The organism is Paenibacillus sp. FSL K6-0108, from assembly GCF_045040695.1.
GTDB classification, from domain to species: Bacteria; Bacillota; Bacilli; order Paenibacillales; family Paenibacillaceae; genus Paenibacillus; species Paenibacillus pabuli_B.
In genome coordinates, this window is sequence record NZ_CP150288.1 from 6,438,839 (window position 1) to 6,459,938 (window position 21,100).

Below are 21,100 nucleotides of genomic sequence, written 5' to 3' on the forward strand. Positions count from 1 at the left end.
CACCCCTGGCATGCGCGCAGTCATTCTGAATCTCAGAAGCGCTTGCCAGGGGTGTTTGGTTATAGATGTAAAGAAGTATCCGAGGTTACATGTTCCTGTCTACGAATTCATCTGTTGTCTGCGACGAAGATACAAGTATCCCATACTGCCGAGAATAATCATAAGAGTACCTACAAGAGTGTATCCCCATGTGCTCTCTTCTCCTGTTTTAGGCAGCATGCCCACGAAAGAAGCGTCCTTCCCTTCTTCTGCTCCTGCAACATTCGTATCTGCTGGGGAGGATGTATGATCCACTCCTGGGCTAATAGCATCGCCCGCATCGGCAACAGCTGAGGGATCCTCATCATCAACAACAGTCGAATCTCCTGAGTCGGAAGGGGATTCTCCCTTATCCGGATCTGTTCCCTGCTCGGTTTCATCCTCTGGTTCCGAAGCTTCAGGCGTTACCACCGCACCTGGAACCGTTGTGCCTGGAGTTGATGGATCTGGCGTTGATGTTCCAGGATCCGGTGTTCCTGTACTTGGCGTTCCGGGATTATAAGGCTCACTTGGCCCGTCCGGTACGGGAATGGCGGTATTCGTCTTTTCCACCACCACGGGTTCCGTCTGTTTATCTGTAATCTCGAATTCAACCGGCGTTTTGTCCAACTTATACCCTGCAGGTGCTTTTATTTCAATCAGCTGATACTTATTTGGTTCCAAATCACTGAGAACAATTTCCCCCATCAGATTGGTAGTGAGTTGGGCTTCATCAATGCCTGTAACCACATTGAATATCCAACCTCCATTAGCATCCATCAGAGCACTCTGAGCACGTAATTCAAAAACAGCACCTTGAAGATGTTGCGATTTGCCGGAATTATATTTTATCAATTTTACCGAACGATCATTTTCTTTATTTTCAATCGTTAATAGAGTTTCTGGTTTGGTGATCGATACAGCCGTTTCAGGTTGTTCTATAACGAAGCCTTCTGCCTTGGTCTCTACCAATGTATAGGGGCCATACGGCAAGCTGTCAAACTCGATCACACCGTTAAGATCCGTCACTTTTGTGGCGATGACGTCAGAGTTACTGTCACGCAGTTCGAATTCAATTCCGCTTAATACGGACTGATCCTTGGCATTCACTTTAGTAACAACCAGCTTGCCACCCGTGCCCTGCACATTTGTATGAGACAGAGTGAGGATCTGAGTTTGATTCGCTGCGATTGTAAATGTAACTGGTGTTGCATCCAATTGATAATATGCCGGAGCTTCAGTTTCTACCAATTCGTAGTCTCCTGGCTCAAGATCTCCTTTGGCAATCCTTCCATCATCACCTGTGGTTAACTCGGCAATTTTATCTCGCGACGGGCCATTCTTCAAATACAGTTCAAATGTTGCACCTTTCAAAGTTTTTGATGTATCCACAGAATCTACTTTCGTTAATTCGAAGCCCTGTCTAATTTTTTCATTCTTAATCTCAAAGGGTTGATCAGGGTCTTTGAAGTCAATTGTTTTCCCTGTGGAGGCTCCATACTCCGGATCAATCAAATAGCCATTCGGTGCAGATACTTCCTTTAACTTGTATGGCAGACCATTGGTTTGATTGTTAAATCTGTATTTTCTGGAGGTCTCGACCTCTCCATTGACATCTGTTGGTTTCAACGTTTCCAGAAGCGTCGTTCCAGACGCATTATAGATAGCGAATATCGCTCCTTCGAGCGGAAGACCTGTATCATCTACTTTGTAAATCTTGATTTTGCCAACACCTGTAGATGCCCCTCCGCCTGCTCCAGCCATGGAAACTCGAATACCTGTCTGGTGGTCTGACCCAATTACCGACGAAGACTGACCTGCGAATTCAACGTTATTCCCGATTCTATCCCCGCTATCGGCATTTATAAAGGATTGGTACTCCAATATAAAAGCGGTCTTCATTTCATTCTTAAAGGTGAATGTAAATGTATTGCCTTCCACAATCAGTTCATACTCATCAGGATCAACCAAACCAGCCTTGGTGGACACATTCCCCGAGTTGTTCGCAGGCAGATCGGTCTTATATAACTTTAACGTATCTGCAAGCAAAATCTGATTATCTGATAACGTATCGGTTAATACGGAACCTGCGGCTATATACGACTGACTTGGGTTGACATTTACAGTCCAGGAAGCCTTATCACTTGAACCTATTTGCTGTCCTGTTTTGTGTACGTAGACCCCACCGTGTTCAGGTATGACCGACGCTGATTTGTCAAATCGTACCGCTCCCCCCTCACCATCCGTCAAGACAGCATGATTGGAATACGTGCCCTCTACTGCAAAATTCCCATCCAAACTTGTTTTATACACGACACGATAGGCTGTCTTTCCAATGTTTCCAAGGTTTAATGCAAAACCTTTACCGTCCGAGTTCAATTGGAATTGCCCTGCCGTTAGCGCAACGTCATTACCAATGGCAATGACGTTATTTGCTCCCTCCAGAGTAAGCTGATTTACTTTTAAAGAACCTTCTACAAACGATTGATTACCCAAGTATTCATCCTTAAGAATAGCGTCTTGGATGTCATACAAATTGTAATTCACATCAATGGTCCAGGTAATCGTTTTGTCCTTGGCGCTGTATTCGCCCTTCTTGTTACCATTTTGAATGGTATAGTCTTGCGGTGTTACAACGGCTGATTTAGTAATGGAAGCTTGCGGTACATCTGACTCATTCCAATTCAAAGTAGCCTCGTTACGATATTCATTGTTGGTTGGCATACCTGCTGTTGGATCAAAGCTGGTCTTATACGTAATCACATGCTCTTTATTTATTTTACCGTCAGCCTTCAACTGAATGGAGAAACCTTTTTCAAACTGTATATCATCTGGATCTGCAACTGGCTCAAGTTCAAATTGATCCTTCTGATCGCCGCTAATTTGCAGGCTGCCCGGAATGAGTTTCATATGCCTTCCAGCGTAATTGTCTGTAATGACGATGTCCGTCATCTCCTTCAGATCACGGTTCAGAACGATCTTCCACTCGATTTCCTTCATGTTGAAGTCTTCCTTGCTTACACTTTTGGCGAAGATAACTTCTTTAATGTCTTTTTTGCCTTCTTTCTCTGTCCCATCATACATGTTCACCGTATTCGTTACTGTAGCATCTTTATAGACGCGATCTATCGTTTTGGTTTGATATTCAATTTCATAAGCCTTGGTGATATCATTTTCAAATTGTAATTTAAAGCCTTCATCAAAACCTGTGCCCACTCCTGTAAGTGTATATTCATTGGAATTCACTAAAGTTGTACCTGCTGGCTTGCCATTACCATCAATGTTTACTTGACGTACTGTTACTGAACCGTCAACTAACTCATGTTTTGTTGTGTCAAAACGATCTTCAATCCATGCGTTTGCCTTCGCAATCGCTTGTTGATTGTAATTGTATTGCACCTTCCATGTGATCGTCTGGGTCACTGGATTGTAAGCACTCTCTTGTCCGGATTTTTGTAAAGGCTCATTAAAACTCACCCTTACGTTACCAATACCAGTTTCATTATGCTCGCTCTGACTATCCGTCAGAACCACCTTATTTTCATACAAAACGTTTGTAAAAGGTTTAGTTGTTGGTGCTTTGATGCTCGTTGTATATTTCACGCGGTAAGCCTTATCGATATTCCCCAGAGCGATTGGGAACTGAGGTTCTGTTCTAACTATATTTCCTTCTTTGACAGATCCGTCTAATTGAATATCCAGTTCACGAATTTCAATATTCCCCTTGAGTGGCCCTGCCGCCAGGGTATCCTCCAATAAGGCATTATTCATTTCCTTCTCACCCTGGTTGAAATCAACAGTCCATTCTATCTCATCCGAGTTGAAGTTATTTTTATTCGCAATCCCTGATTTCGTAAGTTTATCTATGGCTGTATTCTTAAAATGCACATTAATGATGCCTTGTCCTACCGAACTAAAGTCTATTGGCTGTTTCAAGCCGCCATCCATCTTGCTCTCATTGAACTTGATCCATACGTAGAAATTACCCTCCAGCTGTTCACCTACGATACGATCATTAAACGTAAACGTGATCTCACCATCTGGATCGACGACATATTCTCCAACTCCGCCATCCAAATCTCCTTTTAGCTGTGATCCAATGATGAATTTGTCCGGTAAACGAAAAGTGAAAGTGGAACCATCACTATAAGCATGGGTGTTATTGGGAAGCCCCCATGTGAAGACCACAGCTACCTCATCTTTAATGCTGGGTCGTATATCCTCGATATGCTCCCCTTTTATATTAATATTTCCATTCCCATCATACTCCGGTATTTGATTATACATTTGAACACTTGTAATTAAATTTTCCTTTATGACTTCCGCAGACCCGTTAGACCCAAGAGAATCCATTGACACTCCATTATCACCATTCCCCGTTACAGGTTCAACAGAACCCTCTTCTGGCGCAGTATCCGTAGTTACAATTGCTGTCATATCATCCTGAGCATGCATGGTTGGCATCGATATCCATCCTTGCATCATTTGCGTGATCAGCAACACAGCCATGATCGCAACGCTCACTTTTTTCATCATTTTTTGCATATCCTCCTCTTGCGTAATGTTGGCATACACCAACAAGAAGAATAACAAAGCGACATATACAAAAAATATACAACACCCTAATTGATGTTCTTCTAACACAAAAAAGGAACGCTTCTCAATGAAGCGTCCCTGTCTTAAACTACGTTTAAATTCATTATTCCAGCTGCTGTCACATGGTCCAGGTAATCTTCACCCGCAGATCAACGGTATCCTCCATGTTGGACACGTAATACGATATCGACTTCATGCCAAGCTGATACAAATCCTGCAAATCCTCTACAAGTCCCGTCTCCGTGCCTTTATATCTGAAAGTCAACGAAGTTCCGCCATTTTTGAGCACATTCTGAACTTTGATTTTCAGTGCGGAGTGTCCCCTAACCGCATCACTTTCGTCATAGAGCGAGTATTCCAACGTATGGTACAGCTTCTGATAAGCCGCTGCCTTGCTGCCCCCCGCCTTCACCAACGTTTGCAAAGCTTCACGATAAGGGGCAGATGCAGCAGGATATTTGCCTTTCGCTGTCCAGACATGGTCGCGTGCCATCTCATTATCACTGAGCAAATAATAACTGTGACTTACCTTGCCCTTACGGTCAGGCGTAGGATCATCCCACGTTGTATCCATATGGTACCACTTGCCATCCAGTTTAACGAGATTCCAGGCGTGCAGTTGCCCACCAGCCGTTCCTTCTACGATCCGGTTGTCTATCCCCACCTGCTCCAGCATGCGATACGCCAGCAGTGAATATCCCTGACATACGGTGCTACCGGTAACAAGTCCGTCGTACGCGGTATATTTCTTCAAGGATGTATCATAGGAAAGGTTAAGTACAATCCAGTCATGGATGGCTTTGACCTTCTCATGATTGGTCATGCCAGGCTCAATAATTTCTTTCAGCACGTTGGTCACCTTGCGGTTCACATAATCGGTCTGTTCCTTCGTTTCCCGGTAGGCCAGCTTCACATGAACCTCTGCGGATACGTTGGAGCCTTTATAGTTAAACGCGTAACTTTTGACGGTATATTGAATGTAAGGATCGCTGGTCATTGCTTCGTCAATGGAACTCTGCAACTGTTTCTTGAGGCCTTTCACATTGCCTTTGTATGTAAAAACAAGTTCCTCCGTTCGCTGTGACATCGCGGAAAGCAAAGTCTCTCGAAGATCTGTATTCGTGGATATGTCTGATGTTCCCGACGCCGCATATAGCTGATCCAGATCGATCGCATGCGGCAGTGCCACCGCAACCAGACAGCCAGCTAAAAGTAGGGTTATCACTCGTTTTCCATGCTTGCCCATGAAAGGATACCACCTCTCTTTGCAAAATTCTCATGCCTCATTGTATCACAAAAGGGGATGACGGCAGGGTTCTAGTTTTGTCGAAAAGCATCAAAAGAGACCCTCCGCAGAAGGTCCCCCTGTCCTTAGCAAAACAAACCTAACCTACCCGTTATCCTCATCATATGACTCCCCCGGGTATTATTATGCAACAAACTCCAATCAGTATAAACGATTACCGCTCATAAATGTATCCGTCTTGCCCTGAAGCTTGGCCAGCCGCTCCAATACCTGGGCCGCTTCGGCAACCGTCACTTTGCGTGCAGGCATGAAGCGTCCTTCGATCGACGGCAGCAATCCCAGCTTGATGCTGAGGGAAACTGCTCCCTTGTTATTGACCGCACTCGCATCTGCCAGGTTGGGAAGATCCGATGGCAGCGTGTAGAATCCGGCCAGCTTCTCATAACGCAGAATGCGCACGAGCAATACGGCCAACTCTTCACGAGTCATCTCCTCTTCTGGATTTAGCTTCGTTTCAGAGTCGGCCCCTGCTAACCAGCGTTGATCGATCAATGTCCGCACCGCTTGGTAATAAGGGCTCTCTGGGGTAATATCAGCATATAGATTGCCCTCCCCATCCCCGCTATAATACACATCCAAATTTGGATTAACTGCTCTTGCCAGATAAGTGAACCAATCTCCCTTGGTGATAACCCGATCCGGGAAAACTCGTCCCTGTCCATCTGCCAGAAGCACACCATGCTGCACCATGTTCTGCAGAGCTGTTTCAGCGGCATGTCCCGTAATATCGCTGGTTGTAACTTGAACTGCTCCCGTCATACTGCCGTACATCGACTTCCATTCTCCCGTGTTGGCATCCAGTACATCATACGAGATGCTAGTCAACGTACTGTCAGTTCGAGTAGGCATATAAGCAAGCTTGGCACCCACAGGAACCGGTTCACTGTTGCCCATACTGAAACCTCCGTAACGCGAGTAGGCCAGTACCAATTTGAATTCTTCAAGGTAGGTAGCTTTGGCTTTCTCATAGCTGATGGACGGTTTGGCATCTGTCGGCAATTGTTCAGGTGTTGCAGCAGTCAGCGCATAATATTCATTGATTGTTCCATCATTTGAAACTTGTACCTGCACCGTATCATCCTTAACCATAATCCCGTTCAGATATCGCTGGAATACAAACGTGCGTGCATCGTCCAATTCAAGCACCGATGAAAGTCGGAATTGCTCGCTTGCATCCGGCACAAGTGAGATGACTGTATTGACAGCCAGTTTCTCCGCCTGAGATTTGGTCACGGTCTTGCCTTTCACTTCCGTCTCCGACTTCTCCTGCTCCACGCCCGGCATCATGCGCTGATAAATGTTCACACTGTAGATCTGTCCGGTTGCCGCATCCACCTGTGCAGAAATATCTCTCATAAACATGTAAGACACACTTGCATTGCGGTTGCTCCAGCTCAGGCTCCAGACCTGATTATTTGGACTCGCAAAACTTCCTTTGGTTAACTGGCTGTAATCCAATTGATAACCTTCCGGTATAGTAAAATTCTTTTTGACCAGCTTCTCTGCCTGCTGCGCATTCAGCTTCGATCCAGTATTGGGTGTAAAAGCGGCTACACTGCCTTTCAGAGGTTTGTTCTCCTGGGAATCTTCCTGGGCAAGAGCTTCACCTGTCAGGCTGTTAATTCGATCCAGTGTATTGGCATCAAGTGGCGTAACACTTGAGTTCTTCGGCGTATACCCTAAGTAGTATTTCTGACCTTTACGAGAAGAATAACGGTCTTCGCTAATGTAGGCCAGCTGAACATCGAATTGTTCCTCGAATTTCTGCTGAGCCTGCTCCGCTGAAATGGCTGCCTTCGATGATGGATATTCAGCTCCAGTCGTAGTCCGTGAATATCCAGTCACCAAACCGCTCTGATCTACACTTATGTAGGCTGTTTCCGCCTCGGATACCAAGCCTTCATGTTTTAGTTGATAGCTGTAAGTATATTCTGTTCGGCCAAACAGAGATTGCTGCGCATTGTTGATCAATCGATCATCAACGGCTACAAAACCATCTGCCTTCAGATTCGGGATGGCCTTGTACAAAAACTCATCTGCCTGCTTTCTCGCTTCCGTTTTCGTTAATTTCGTCTCCGCATCCGAAACCTGCTTTTCCAGCAACTCAGAAGGCAAATGTACACTCAGCACTTCCCCTGTAACCGCATGTACCGATGCGCTGAATCCCGTAGACCGGTTCCCTTCACGCAATTCAAAATTGATATCCCATGCCTTGTAATCCGGCGGTGGAAAAGAGTTCGGTGAATCAAATCGTGCGGACGAAATCGTTGCCTTCTTTAACAATGGAAATAATTTCAGTATATTCTCGCTGGCTTGCTTGGAGGAGATTTTGGCTCCTTCAGGCACCTCGTTGTCTGTTAATCCTAGTTGTTCTTTTTCCCCCACTGCGGATTCTGTCACCTGTTCCGCTGTCGCTGCAGATGCAGTGCCTGCAAACCCTGGTGTCTGATATGCCAGGAGCAATGTTGCCATAGCTGCTGTAGCCGCTTTGGCTGTAAACATTTTGAATCGTACATTAAATTTCCAATCAAAACTCAAATCTGGACCTCTCCCTTCAATTTCATACAAGGATGCATGCAAAATAACCTCGCATGAATATTGCCAGTCTATTCTATGATACCATAAGCTTCCTTTTTAATCGTCATTTTCCCAACAATTTTACAACTGTGAATTTCTGCATATTATATAGAAAAGCAAAAAAACGCCAACCGGGTTGGCGTTTCAATGATCAGCCTAAGCATTAAATGGGCTGAATCTTCTCTATATTGATGTCCGGTATAACAGATTCATCGGTATGAGCCTGCACATGGACATGATTTTTCAAAAAAGGAATTACCGTGTTCCAGAACGCAGGGTCTTCTTCTGAACAGCTATGCCCACCGCTATTGACCCATAGATGCTCCACGGGCGGATCAGCTTTGGACATAAAATATTCAAGTTCGCTTGGTGGAATAAAGTTATCCCCTTTGGAATGTACCATAAGCATCGGAAGCTGCATCCCTTTGCGTCGTTCGTTCAGCAGTATGACTGGATCACGCTGACGATACGTTTTCAGCGATTCACCAAGCCGCCAGAACCAGATTCTCGGAATTAACTGGGCCAGCGGAAACAGAGGCAGATGTCGCCGTCTCAGCTCTGCACTGACGATAACCTCGAATTGGGATGGCATGGAGTCCGTGATCACCGCTGATACAGGAATGCCTTCCGTCACAGCGAGGATCGTCCCTAGTCCACCCAAGGAGTGCCCCAGTACACCGATCGCCGAAGGGTCGATTTCTGGCCGTGACGACGTATATCGCAACGCTGATAGCAGATCATCGCGGAACAGGTAGGCTGAAGCCGCTTTAACCGGATCACTGGCTCCATGGCTTCGAACATCGTACATAAAGAGTGCGTAGCCTGCTTCCCAAATGGGGCGCGCATAACGGAGGACACGTGATCGGTTGGAGCCCCAACCATGTGCGATAATAACCAACGGCCAAGGCTTCGGGATATGAGCTCCAGCCGGAATGAACCAGCCATGCACTCTCCCACCTCCACTCTCGAAGGTTATATCCTCAAATGGCATGGGCGGTGTGAGCGTAATCGGAATTTTTTTGGGGGTCTGGCTCCTCACCGCTGCTTTCCATAAACCACCCGCAGTTACCGCGGCAACAGCAATCATCCCGCCAATCATCGTTTTAGCTTTCACTGGTGTCACTCCTCTCCGTTTTCTGGCCTGACTCCATCATACGACAGCAAGATCAACAGGACGTTAATCCACATCACTTCTTATATTATCTGATGGTTCAACCCTCAATTTTCGCGATATCCACAAATGCACGTGTGCAAGTGGCAATCTGCTCATCATTCCCTGCTGCAAGTGCCTCTTTTGGTAAAAGTGCACTTCCAAGGCCCACTGCTGCCGCACCCGCAGCATAATAATCTGCAATGTTACCCAGTGTGGCTCCTCCTGTTGCAAGCAGCGGGATATGATTCAGTGGAGCCTTGATCTCACGTAAATATGGAATGCCCAGACTCGCCATTGGGAACAGCTTTACCACTTTTGCTCCTGATTCATGAGCAGCCACAATCTCCGTTGGAGTCATCGCACCAGGCCAGATCTCCACTCCATGTTCTACAGCATATTCAATAACGGACAGATCGACATTCGGAGACACGAGAAATTGAGCACCTGCTGCAACAGCTTCTTTGGCCATCTGCACATTCAGTACCGTACCTGCCCCAATATAAGCCTTACCCTCATGCCGTTCGCGCCAGTCTGCAATAATATCGTGTGCCCCAGGTGTGTTTAGCGTCACTTCCATTAGACGGATTCCCCCATCTGTCATCCCCTGTCCTGCTGCCTTAGCAGATTCCCGGCTAATCCCGCGAACAATAGCCACCAGTCTCGATTCTAATAATACTTCCGTCAGATTCATGCCAACTTCCCCTTGTTTCATAGATTCGGCAGCCGAAGACAAGTATTCGTTATCACCGCTTTTCCGTTAGGACTATTGTAAAGCATATCGTCCCCTGGATGTAATCAATTGATCCAATTTCTTGTGAGAGAGTGTGCATCAAATTCTCCGGCATACCGTTAAATGGAATCGCAAAAACCTCTCCAGGGAACAGGGGGTAATCCACCCACTCCATTCCGTGAGAGAGGTTCTATCACGATAAGTCCATTAGATTATTTTTTTCGACTAACTTTTAATTTACCTGCTGCTTTATGCCTTCTCCACCATGCTATCCTTCTCCAGATCCTTAAAATATTTATCATTATACAACATGCTGGGATGTGTCGGATGGTACATCAAAGCAATGTCATTATGCTCTTTTGCTTTTGCCCGATTGCCCATCCGGTCATAACACACACACAATTGTAGATGCGGCATCCATGTCCATGCCGCTTCGTTTAATACTACCATTGGATCGGTCGGGCGAACGGCGCGGGTCGCCTGCTCATACCAGTATAAGGCTTTGCGATAATCGTTACGGTCGGCAAAATATCCACCCAATCGGCAGCAAATCTCTGCCCTTGGCAAGTCAAAGGCAAAGGATCTCAGCAATGCCGAGACTTCCTTTTCCGAACGTTCAAGTGCTGCCTCGCAATCCGCTATCTTCTGGCATGCTGTAATCTGATCCTCCACCCACCCCAGCCCGGTGTCCAGAAACTTTCCATAATATTGTACTGCTTCTTCAAAATGCCCGTGGTCTCTCAGTTCATTCCCAAAATAATATAAATCACGCGGAGAGAATTCTTCCCCAGCCTGTTCGCGTTTGCGATAAATCTTTAGGTTGCGATCCGTGTATTCCTTATCTTTCTTATGTGTGACTGCCACATCACTATGCAGCAGATGACCGGCTACTTCCAGATATTCATGCACTGCACCAATCCAGCGATAATTCCGATCCCGTCGTACCAGCCGGTTCCGCCGCAGGCTGTATGCAACCTTACCCTCCGCCGTAAAGGATAGATGATAGTCCATCGTGACACTGTCCACAGCAGGGTCCAAGGAACGCTTCAGTTCAATGAGCTTCATCCGGTCGTCCGGTTCAAACACATCATCTGCATCCAGCCATAATATATATTCACTTGTTGCCTGTTCAAAGGCAAAGTTCCTTGCCGCCGCAAAATCATCCACCCATTCAAAATCAATGATGCGCTCTGTATAACGAGCTGCGATCTGACGCGTCTGGTCTGTCGAACCCGTATCTACGATTACAATCTCGTCAGCAATCCCGTTAACCGAGTCCAGACATCTGGCGAGCGAAGCCTCTTCATTTTTCACAATCATACATAGCGAAATACGGATCGATTCATCTCCGCGTAGGACTCTGCGATTATAAGCAGCAACTCCCTGCAATTCCGATAGTCGATATATGTGATAGGCTGGAAAATGTGTATCCACGTATAAACGGAAGCCCAAAGCCTGAGCACGGATGCAAAAATGGCGGTCTTCCCCCCAGAAAGACACATTTGGAATCTGGTCATAGGAGACCCCGGCCTCCAATACGTTCCTGCGAATAAGAGTACACGCCCCAAGTCCCCCCACCTCATAGCAGCCTGGGGTACGCAATTGTCTCAGGAATGCATCTGTTTGAGTACCCTCGTCCTCTGCTTTCTCCCTTGTATTGCTTTTGCCACCCTTGCGAAACAGGGCGTACTCATCCTGCAACCAGACTTGTGGCATTTCCCTTGTGCCCGGCTGCCATCTGGTCCAGAAGATATTGGAGACAATCTCCTTCCTGTTGGATACGAGCTGTTCCAATGTCCGTGGATGCAGGACGAGATCGGAATCAACCAGGAACACGGCATCGTACTTCTGGTCACGGGCATATGCCAGTATCCGATTTTTCAATTCCGCTACCCGCCAGATCTGTTCGTCGCGCCAATAATGCCCACCCTCGTCCTTGTTGTAAATTCCTTTTCCCTGACTGACATCTCTCTTATCTGGGTTGGTTTCCAAAAGCTTGCCTTTATGTTGAAGTGCAAATTCATGGAGCATATTGGATGCCGCTTCTTCTTCATTGTCGTTCACAAACAGATAATCTGTCGTTACCGTCGTTCGCTCAAGCGATTCCAGGGACTGGAGGAATTCACGGAGTACCGCAGCCGTCTGCCGAACAGGGCTTGCGATAAGAATCTTTTCCTTTTGCTCTTCTTTCCCCTGTTCTTTTTCCTTTTTCAAATTCATTGTCCTCCTTCCCTTATTCGGTCCATTGCAGGAGTCTTGGCTCTGCATCCAAAATGGATTCGTACTGCTCCTTCCAACCATATCTCGCATCCGGGTCCAGTGCCTGATAGCGCTCGTATTTATGAATCCGATCCTCTGCACGTGCCCATCCATAATGCTTCACTCGAGGAGAATGGCATCCATAGGCAAAGTGCTGAATTGTTAGTGGAAAACGGCCGCAGTGCTGCGGGGTTTCCTTCCATTCATAGCTCCAATCTGCACGGTATCGTACCAGAAATGGCCGATAATACGTATGAGCCTGCCAGTATTGATCTTCCCGGTAATGTGACTCGCTCCACATATCAAACAACCTGAAATAAATGGCATCCTCCGTTCCACTCAACAGTTGGTTTCGGACGATACCAAAATCAGTTGTCAGAATTTCATCTGCGTCCAGGTTCAAAATCCATTCCGGCCCGGTAGCTACTGTTGTCTCCCACTGCTGCTTACGCAAACTCACTTCATCTGCAAACAGGGAGGCGGGGTTCACGATCAATGTAAGCGGGATGTCCGCCAGTATTTCCTGGCATAAGGCGACGGTACGGTCCGTACTTCCATCGTCAATGATCACCGCACGATCAATCCACGGCCGGTGTGTCTCCAACGCCTGCCCGAGATACCTGTGCTCCTCATTGCGAACAATCATGGACAAAGTGACATGCGGCCTCCTGGTTGCTTTTTGATCTTCCAAATCCCCACCTCCAGGCTGAGTCTGTCACACGTGTAGTAGAACATATCTATAGTCATTTTGATTTCATACCATGAGTCGTTTAGCTGGTTTCTTAACCTCAATATCTAATCTATGCGTGTCTTGAACAGGGTTATGTCTGGCAGGGAAACCTTTCAATACGTTTAGGAACCTTGAACACACGATATGCTTCTTTTCATGAACAACGACAAAAAAGGCACCCGCTTTCGCAGGTGCCTTCCTAATGTCATACTTCATTGGTTTAATAGTTAATGACCTATTGAGATCTCAATATAGCAGAGATCTGAACAATTAACGATATGCTGCCAGACGGTCATTCAGGCCGCGTGTTTGCCCATACACTTCCTGATACAGTGCAAACAGTCCATCATACACCTTAACTGTCTCCGGGTTAGGTGCATAGGACTTGGCAGGACGGATAAACGCTGCTGCACATTCCTGCAAAGATGGGAACCAGCCACAGCCATAGGCTGCCAACATCGCAGCGCCCATCGCCGGGCCCTGCTCACTTTCCAATTTCACAATAGTTGCATTGAAAACATCGGCCTGCATTTGCAGCCAAGCTTCATTTTTGGCGCCGCCACCAATGGAAATCACTTCATTCACTGTTTTGCCAGCGTTACGCAGAATATCAATGGACTCCCGCAAGGAGAATGTAATGCCCTCCATCACTGCACGTCCAAAATGCTCCAGCTTATGCCCGGCATCCATGCCGATAAAGCTGCCACGAATGTTTGCATCCGGATGCGGTGTACGCTCGCCAACGATATAAGGTGTGAACAGCAAGCCGTTGCTTCCCGCCGGAATCTGATCAATCCCCTGCAAAAGCACATCAAATGATTTGTCTGCTGCAAACGTATCTTTGAACCAGGACAGGCTGTATCCTGCTGCAAGCGTTACCCCCATAATATAGAAGGCATCTTTCTCGCCATGGTTAAAAAAGTGCACTTTGCCTTCGAAATCAAGATCCTTGCGCTCTTCATAGGAAAGCACAACCCCGGACGTTCCGATGCTGCACATCGTCTGTCCTTCACTCAGAATGCCTGCGCCGATGGCTCCGCATGCATTGTCCGCACCACCTGCATAGACTTTGGTTGCCGCTGCAAGTCCGGTTTGATCCGCAATCTCAGGCAGCAATGTGCCGACTTCCTCAAATGACTCCACAAGACGTGGGCACAAGGATACTGGCAGTTCAAAAGCTTCCGCGATTTCTGTGCTCCACTGTTTGCCGGCAACATCCAACAGCAATGTACCTGCTGCATCCGAATAATCCATGGCATAATCACCTGTCAGGCGATAACGCACATAGTCCTTCGGCAACAGAAATAGGGCTGCTTGTTGCAGCAATTCCGGCTCGTTTTCCTGTACCCACAGGATTTTCGGCAGGGTAAAACCTTCAAGCGCACGGTTGCGGGCAATACTTAACAATTTGCCATCCAGCACTTTTTCGATGCGGCGGCACTGAGCCGTTGTCCGTGTATCGTTCCACAGAATGGCATTGCGCAGCGGTTTGCCCTCGGCATCCACCAGCACCAATCCATGCATCTGTCCGGAGAAGCTCAATCCTTCGATCTCCGAAGGATGTACACCGGACACCTCCAGTAATTTGCGCAGCGAAACAATGGTCTGCTCTACCCAATCCTCAGGATTCTGTTCACTATATCCAGCTTTGGGCTGGTACAGCGGATAAGCCTCGGATGCTTCAAACGCCACTTTTCCTTCACGGTTAACCAGCACCGTTTTGACTGCACTAGTTCCCAGATCGACACCAATTACGTAACTCATGGGTTAACTCCTCTCGTTTGTAACAGGATTGTATAAATGAAACCCTGAGGCTCATGTGGTCACTCCGTGATCAGAAAACCCTCGGATCGCCGTTACCCCCGGATTTTTCTCATCCCCTTTTCCAAGGGTAAAATCCGGGGATAAATGCGAACACTACCGTTTCCTCGGGTCCTTTCTGCTCACTTCGTTCTGCATGCACCATCTCAGACAAACATTTATATCAAAACAATAAAAACGTACTCGTTCTTATAGCGGAAAGATTGATCCATTGACCTTGATTCGTCATTGGTTATTAATGAAACCTTGATACGTTTGTAGGTCAATCGTGCATCATTGGTTCAAGGGTCAAAAAACCGCCCCCGCCTTCCCAGGGGAAAGTCGGGGACGGTCCGAATGTCATGCTTGTTCAGGCGTTCCGTGGTACAAGCTTGTACAGGGCAGGCATAGTACACATCATGCCTGCCTTGCACAGATGAAATCTGATATTAGTCAGCCAGGATGTATTGGTTGAGTTTCGCTCTCAGCAATTCCTGACGTCCGGATTGGTTTTTGCGTGGACTTTCGTTGTTCAGCGCGTACTCTGCAAGGGAAGCCAGTGTTGCTTTACCAGCAACCACATCTGCTCCGATCCCTTCGCTGAAGCTGCTGTAACGTTTTTCGATGAAGTCATCGAATACACGATCTTCGATCAGTTTTGCAGCTACTTTCAGACCTTTCGCATAGGTATCCATACCCGCGATGTGTGCGAGGAACAGATCGTCTGCTTCGAAGGAACCACGACGAACTTTCGCGTCAAAGTTCACACCTCCACGGCCGATACCGCCGTTTTTCAATACTTCGTACATCGTCAATGTAGCATCGTACATATCAACTGGGAACTCATCCGTATCCCAACCGATCAGCATGTCGCCTTGGTTGGCATCGAGGGAACCGAGCATGCCGTTTGTACGGGCAACGCGGATTTCGTGATCGAATGTGTGACCAGCCAGTGTAGCGTGGTTCGCTTCCAGGTTCAGTTTGAAGTGTTTCTCCAAACCGTATTTTTGCAAGAAGGCAATGGAAGTTGCTGCATCATAGTCATATTGGTGCTTGGTTGGCTCTTTCGGTTTAGGCTCGATCAGGAATTGCGCATCAAAGCCAATTTCCTTCGCGTAGTCTACTGCCATGTGGAACATGCGGGCAATGTTGTCTTGCTCCAGCTGCATGTCTGTGTTGAGCAATGTGTCATAACCCTCACGTCCGCCCCAGAACACATAGTTTTCTGCGCCCAGACGTTTACCCACTTCCAGACCTTTCTTGATTTGCGCTGCAGCATGAGCGTACACGTCTGCGTTGCAAGTAGAAGCTGCACCAAACATGAAGCGTGGGTTGGAGAACATGTTCGCTGTATTCCAGAGCAGTTTTTTGCCGCTGGATTTCATGTGGTCTTCAATCAGGTCAACGATCGTGTCGATGTTGCTGTAGAACTCACGCAGGCTGTTGCCTTCTGGTGCAATGTCCACATCGTGGAAACAGAAGAACGGGAGATTCATTTTTTCCAAAAATTCAAATGCCGCTTCCACGCGTACTTTCGCGAGGTCCAGACCGGAGTATTTATCCCAAGAACGAACAGCTGTCTCTGCACCGAACGGGTCACTGCCGCCTGCAGTTAGTGTATGCCAGTAAGCCATGCCGAAACGGAAGTGCTCTTCCATCGATTTGCCGGCTACAACTTCTTCCGGATTATAATGTTTAAAAGCAAATGGATTCGTGGAATCTTTACCTTCGAATGAAATTTTATTAACGGATTCAAAATAGGCCATGGTAAATGCCTCCTCAATAGTTTTAAAAGTAATCGTTTACAACGTTATCCTAACACATCGGCTATACTTTGTCTATTGGTTAAACAAAGTAAAAATAAAATTTTTTTTGCGTGTTTGTTTACGCTATAATAGTCGAATAGCTTGTTTACGGATTGCGGGTCTGAACCCTTTTATAGAAGAATAGGAGTGCCTTATTGATATGAAAATTACTGGAGACCAGATGCTGGTCAAAAAAATAAACAAGTCGATCGTGCTCGATACGATTCGGCGTCATGCTCCCCTCTCCCGTGCTCGGGTATCCGAGATTACAGGGCTGAATAAAGCCACGGTGTCCAATCTGGTTGCCGATCTAATCAATGATGAGCTCCTGCAGGAAATTGGCCCTGGGGAATCCAGCGGTGGGCGTAAACCTCTGATGCTGCTATTTCGCGGTACATCAGGATATGCCGTAGGTTTGGAGCTCAGCGTGACCCACCTAAAGGGTGTGCTTACCGATCTGGAAGGTCATATCATCACAGAGTACACCATGAAGCTGGAGCATCATGATGTATCCTCCGTATTTGAACAATTGAAACTTGCAGCGGAACATCTGATTCAGGCAGCCCCTGCCTCCCCTCATGGTGTAATTGGCATTGGTATTGGAGTACCCGGTATGGTGGACGAGGAAGGAACGGTACTGTTTGCACCCAACCTGGGGTGGGAGAAGGTTCCCCTGCGTGCCATGCTGGAAGAAGCGTTCGAGCTGCCCGTGACCATCGATAATGAAGCTAATGCAGGTGCGCATGGAGAATTGAATTTTGGCGCCGGTATTGGAGTACGTCATTTGATCTATATCAGTGCAGGCATGGGGATTGGTTCAGGCATTATGGTGGACGGTGAACTATACAAAGGAGCTTGGGGATACGCAGGAGAAACAGGCCATATGTCCATTGAAGCGGAGGGTCGGCCCTGTTCTTGCGGTAGTCGTGGCTGTTGGGAGTTATACGCATCGGAAAAAGCCTATGAACATCCGGATCATCAATTGCATTTACCTGCGCACACGACCCGTGAACTGATTGATTATGCCGAGAAAGGCCACGAAGCTGTCCTGGACCTGTACCAAACGATCGGCCGCAAACTGGGGGTTGGTATCACCAACATCGTCAACAGCTTTAATCCGGAGCGTATCATTATCGGCGGACCCCTCTCCGAAGCAGGACCATGGATTGAAACGACATTGAAACAAGTGGTGGAGGAGCGTACGTTGCCCTACCACCGCCGCAGTTTGCAGATTGAATGGGCCGCATTGGGCAGCCGCTCCACGCGTGTTGGTGCCGCTTACTCAGCAATTTCCCAATTTCTAGGAAAAATAAGAGTGTCCGTCTAATAACCGATGAAAATTGACATCATTTTGCCCCATTTCCTCCCTTTTTGTTAAAGAAATCCAGAGGTATAATAGGGATATGTGATTTTTGTCATGGCGGCATGAATGTCGCTGTGTTAATTCCGATGACGAAACGGAGTGAAAATTCGTGACCTACGTGGATACTTCAGATATCTCGGCGCAAATGTTTGTCACCGTACTCCTGTTCCTGATCGTGCTTGCGCCGCTGTTCAGCCTTGGCATACTTCGATTGTTTCAGAGCAAAAAGAAGGCTGGTTTCATGTACATGCTGTCAGGCGTACTGGTGTATGTTGTATTTCAGACCATTATGAGTATCTTTTTTTAGATAAAATATGTTCGATTTGAACGTCAAATCCCCTTTTACATCCACAATAGAGTTCATAAACATGTGCTCTGTTGTAGCTGTGAAAGGGGATTTTTCATGCAAAGAAGCCTCAGTCCTGAACTGGACTAAGGCTTCTCCAATATATATTCAAACGGCTCGCGCGAACCGGAATAGCTGCATGTGACTTGAACTTACTCTATACAGCGTAGTTTAAGCGTCCAGCACTTTGGCAAATTGAGTTTTGTTCATACCCAGAATGCGGTGTTCACCAATGACAGTCAACGGTACGGCACGTACACCCATATCCCATACTTGTTGTGCAAACTCATCGCTTGTTTCGATATTGCGCTCTTCATAAGAGATGCCTTTGTCAGCCAGGAAGCTTTTTACTGATTTGCAGTTTGGGCAGTTGGTTGATGTGTATACAATTACGTTTTCCATGTTTATTCACCTCATATTGTTTTTTATAGACTAATTTATTGATATAAACAGCTTTTCCCTTACAGGACTACTGCGCTGTGCTCCAAGCTTTCAATATATTTCTCTGTATCCATCGCAGCCATACATCCGCTGCCTGCTGCTGTAATCGCTTGTTTGTAACGAGTATCCTGTACATCACCACAAGCAAATACGCCTGGGATATTAGTCTCGGATGTGCCCGGTGTAGTCAAAATATAACCGTGTTCGTCGGTTGTGATTTGTCCGCCCAGGAATCCAGTGTTTGGTGTGTGACCAATGGCAACGAATACACCACTAGCAGGAATGATTTCTTCTTCCCCAGTTGCATTGTTTAATACTTTCAGACCAGTTACACCGTTATCACCAGCGATTACTTCGAGTGGGGTACGATTCAATGCCATTTCCACTTTCTCATTGCTGCGTGCACGATCCTGCATGATTTTGGACCCACGCAATTCTTCACGACGGTGTACCAGAGTTACTTTGGAACCGAAACGGGAAAGGAAGCTCGCTTCTTCCAACGCGGAGTCTCCACCGCCAATAACGATGATTTCTTTGTTGCGGAAGAAGAATCCGTCACATGTCGCACAAGTGCTGACACCACGGCCCACATTCGTTTCTTCTCCAGGAATACCGAGGTATTTAGCAGATGCGCCTGTAGACAGGATCAAGGTTTCAGATACGAGTTCACCCATGCCTTCAACCTGAATTTTGAATGGACGCTCGCTCATATCAATGTTATTTACCCAGCCTGTACGGAATTCTGCACCGAAGCGTTCTGCTTGTTTGCGCATATTGTCCATCAGTTCAGGACCCATTATGCCGTCAGGGAAACCTGGGAAGTTCTCCACTTCTGTTGTTGTTGTCAGTTGACCACCAGGTTGCGGTCCTTCAATAACGAGTGGGTTCAGGTTGGCACGTGCCAGATAGATTGCTGCTGTCAGCCCTGCAGGGCCTGTTCCAATAATAATTGATTTATACATGTATAGTTCCTCCCCCGGGTTCTGCAAAAAGGTCAGGCACTCCGGCATCAAAAGCAAACGCTTTTGCATACACTAGAACGAAAGCCTACATCATGTCCACATGACCTGCCCGTTATGACAATTAACCTATGCAGAAACGGAATTCTAATTTATAATCATTCTAATCTGTTGTTCATTATGATCTCTTTTATGTACGGTGTCAATGCTCGGCAGCGATTATGAAGAAGTCTTCATCAGGAGGGAAAATGGAAGCATGAACGATGCACTCATTGGCAGCTTTATCTCAGCCATGTCTACCGGCCTAGGGGCCATACCTATTCTATTTATGCGCAAAGTAACCCACCGTCTGCGTGATATTTTGCTTGCCTACGCAGCAGGCATCATGACCTCTGCCTCGGTGTACAATCTCATTCCGGAAGCGCTCGGGCAATCCAATTTGTTTGTACTTGCCCTTGGTATTATGCTGGGCAGCATGGTCCTGCTTGTGCTGGAGATGAAGATTCCCCATGTGGATCTGGAAAATCCCGAGAAGATGCCTTTCAAAATTGAAGCCAAAGCCTTCATGATTATTGCAGCCATCACCATGCATAACCTGCCCGAAGGATTATCGGTAGGTGTCAGCTACGCGAGCAGTGACGCAGGACTTGGCAATCTGATTGCCTTTTCCATTGGTCTGCAGAATGCACCGGAAGGATTCCTGGTCGCCCTCTTCCTTGTCAATCAGAACATCGGTCGCTTCAAGGCGCTCGGAATCGCCACGCTGACGGGTGCAGTTGAGATTATTACAGCCATGATTGGTTACACCCTCAGCAGTCTGGTATCCGGTCTGGTCCCTTATGGTCTCGCCTTTGCAGCGGGTGCGATGATGTTCATTGTGTACAAAGAACTGATTCCCGAAAGCCACGGCGACGGCAATGCACGAGCGGCCACAGTTTCCTTTTTGCTCGGATTAATCACGATGATTGGACTGACTGAACTCTTTTAATGGAAAGAACAGAGAACAGGCCCCACATG

14 protein-coding genes are annotated in these 21,100 nt (G+C 47.0%); 3 read left to right on the forward strand and 11 right to left on the reverse strand.

Translation table 11 applies throughout. The features are described 5' to 3' along the window. Positions 1-99 precede the first annotated feature (99 nt). From MHB49_RS29350 to xylA, 9 genes are all read right to left on the reverse strand, one after another. On the reverse strand, positions 100-4,554 hold the full coding sequence (locus MHB49_RS29350; RefSeq protein ID WP_405153947.1) for a SpaA isopeptide-forming pilin-related protein: 4,455 nt from the start codon (positions 4,552-4,554) through the stop codon (positions 100-102). Between the two features lie 178 nt (positions 4,555-4,732). Then, on the reverse strand, positions 4,733-5,860 hold the full coding sequence (locus MHB49_RS29355; protein ID WP_405153948.1) for a transglutaminase domain-containing protein: 1,128 nt from the start codon (positions 5,858-5,860) through the stop codon (positions 4,733-4,735). A gap of 201 nt (positions 5,861-6,061) precedes the next feature. Then, positions 6,062-8,458 (reverse strand): YcdB/YcdC domain-containing protein, encoded by a 2,397-nt coding sequence (locus tag MHB49_RS29360; RefSeq protein ID WP_405153949.1) that lies wholly within the window; start codon positions 8,456-8,458, stop codon positions 6,062-6,064. 202 nt (positions 8,459-8,660) lie between these two features. Continuing rightward, a complete protein-coding gene (locus MHB49_RS29365; protein ID WP_405153950.1) occupies positions 8,661-9,611 on the reverse strand; it encodes an alpha/beta hydrolase in 951 nt (316 codons plus the stop codon). Between the two features lie 97 nt (positions 9,612-9,708). Next, entirely contained in the window at positions 9,709-10,341 is a 633-nt protein-coding gene (locus tag MHB49_RS29370) for a bifunctional 4-hydroxy-2-oxoglutarate aldolase/2-dehydro-3-deoxy-phosphogluconate aldolase (RefSeq protein WP_405157267.1), read from the reverse strand. A 288-nt stretch (positions 10,342-10,629) separates the two neighbouring features. Next, positions 10,630-11,700 carry a glycosyltransferase gene (locus tag MHB49_RS29375; RefSeq protein ID WP_405157268.1) on the reverse strand — a complete coding sequence of 357 codons (1,071 nt, stop codon included), beginning with the start codon at positions 11,698-11,700 and terminating at the stop codon, positions 10,630-10,632. Positions 11,701-12,613: 913 nt separating this feature from the next. Then, a complete protein-coding gene (locus MHB49_RS29380) occupies positions 12,614-13,330 on the reverse strand; it encodes a glycosyltransferase family 2 protein (RefSeq protein WP_405153951.1) in 717 nt (238 codons plus the stop codon). A 309-nt stretch (positions 13,331-13,639) separates the two neighbouring features. Further along, positions 13,640-15,133 carry a xylulokinase gene (gene xylB / locus MHB49_RS29385; protein ID WP_405153952.1) on the reverse strand — a complete coding sequence of 498 codons (1,494 nt, stop codon included), beginning with the start codon at positions 15,131-15,133 and terminating at the stop codon, positions 13,640-13,642. Positions 15,134-15,618: 485 nt separating this feature from the next. Beyond that, entirely contained in the window at positions 15,619-16,935 is a 1,317-nt protein-coding gene (xylA, locus tag MHB49_RS29390; protein ID WP_247899371.1) for a xylose isomerase, read from the reverse strand. Positions 16,936-17,134: 199 nt separating this feature from the next. Here xylA and MHB49_RS29395 point away from each other — a divergent pair, with 199 nt between their 5' ends. Together MHB49_RS29395 and MHB49_RS29400 are read left to right on the forward strand one after the other, a co-directional pair. After that, positions 17,135-18,301, forward strand: coding sequence for an ROK family protein (locus MHB49_RS29395; protein WP_405153953.1), 1,167 nt, complete (start codon positions 17,135-17,137; stop codon positions 18,299-18,301). A gap of 145 nt (positions 18,302-18,446) precedes the next feature. After that, the gene (locus MHB49_RS29400) at positions 18,447-18,644 is read left to right on the forward strand and encodes a hypothetical protein (protein WP_024631390.1); all 198 of its coding nucleotides are present in this window, start codon (positions 18,447-18,449) and stop codon (positions 18,642-18,644) included. Positions 18,645-18,854: 210 nt separating this feature from the next. Here the strand turns inward: MHB49_RS29400 and MHB49_RS29405 are convergent, their stop codons facing one another. After that, positions 18,855-19,085 (reverse strand): glutaredoxin family protein, encoded by a 231-nt coding sequence (locus MHB49_RS29405; protein WP_113055408.1) that lies wholly within the window; start codon positions 19,083-19,085, stop codon positions 18,855-18,857. Positions 19,086-19,144: 59 nt separating this feature from the next. Continuing rightward, entirely contained in the window at positions 19,145-20,086 is a 942-nt protein-coding gene (trxB, locus tag MHB49_RS29410; protein WP_247899373.1) for a thioredoxin-disulfide reductase, read from the reverse strand. 253 nt (positions 20,087-20,339) lie between these two features. Here trxB and MHB49_RS29415 point away from each other — a divergent pair, with 253 nt between their 5' ends. Next, positions 20,340-21,071, forward strand: coding sequence for a ZIP family metal transporter (locus MHB49_RS29415; protein WP_062325905.1), 732 nt, complete (start codon positions 20,340-20,342; stop codon positions 21,069-21,071). The last annotated feature ends 29 nt before the right edge of the window (positions 21,072-21,100 follow it).

Excerpts from the sequence above, each read along its gene's own strand:
- MHB49_RS29350 (WP_405153947.1), bottom strand. The coding sequence starts at position 4,554 with ATGATGAAAAAAGTGAGCGTTGCGATCATGGCTGTGTTGCTGATCACG.
- MHB49_RS29355 (WP_405153948.1), bottom strand. The coding sequence starts at position 5,860 with ATGGGCAAGCATGGAAAACGAGTGATAACCCTACTTTTAGCTGGCTGT.
- MHB49_RS29370 (WP_405157267.1), bottom strand. The coding sequence starts at position 10,341 with ATGAATCTGACGGAAGTATTATTAGAATCGAGACTGGTGGCTATTGTT.
- MHB49_RS29375 (WP_405157268.1), bottom strand. The coding sequence starts at position 11,700 with ATGATTGTGAAAAATGAAGAGGCTTCGCTCGCCAGATGTCTGGACTCG.
- xylB (WP_405153952.1), bottom strand. The coding sequence starts at position 15,133 with ATGAGTTACGTAATTGGTGTCGATCTGGGAACTAGTGCAGTCAAAACG.
- xylA (WP_247899371.1), bottom strand. The coding sequence starts at position 16,935 with ATGGCCTATTTTGAATCCGTTAATAAAATTTCATTCGAAGGTAAAGAT.
- MHB49_RS29395 (WP_405153953.1), top strand. The coding sequence starts at position 17,135 with ATGAAAATTACTGGAGACCAGATGCTGGTCAAAAAAATAAACAAGTCG.
- MHB49_RS29405 (WP_113055408.1), bottom strand. The coding sequence starts at position 19,085 with ATGGAAAACGTAATTGTATACACATCAACCAACTGCCCAAACTGCAAA.
- trxB (WP_247899373.1), bottom strand. The coding sequence starts at position 20,086 with ATGTATAAATCAATTATTATTGGAACAGGCCCTGCAGGGCTGACAGCA.
- MHB49_RS29415 (WP_062325905.1), top strand. The coding sequence starts at position 20,340 with ATGAACGATGCACTCATTGGCAGCTTTATCTCAGCCATGTCTACCGGC.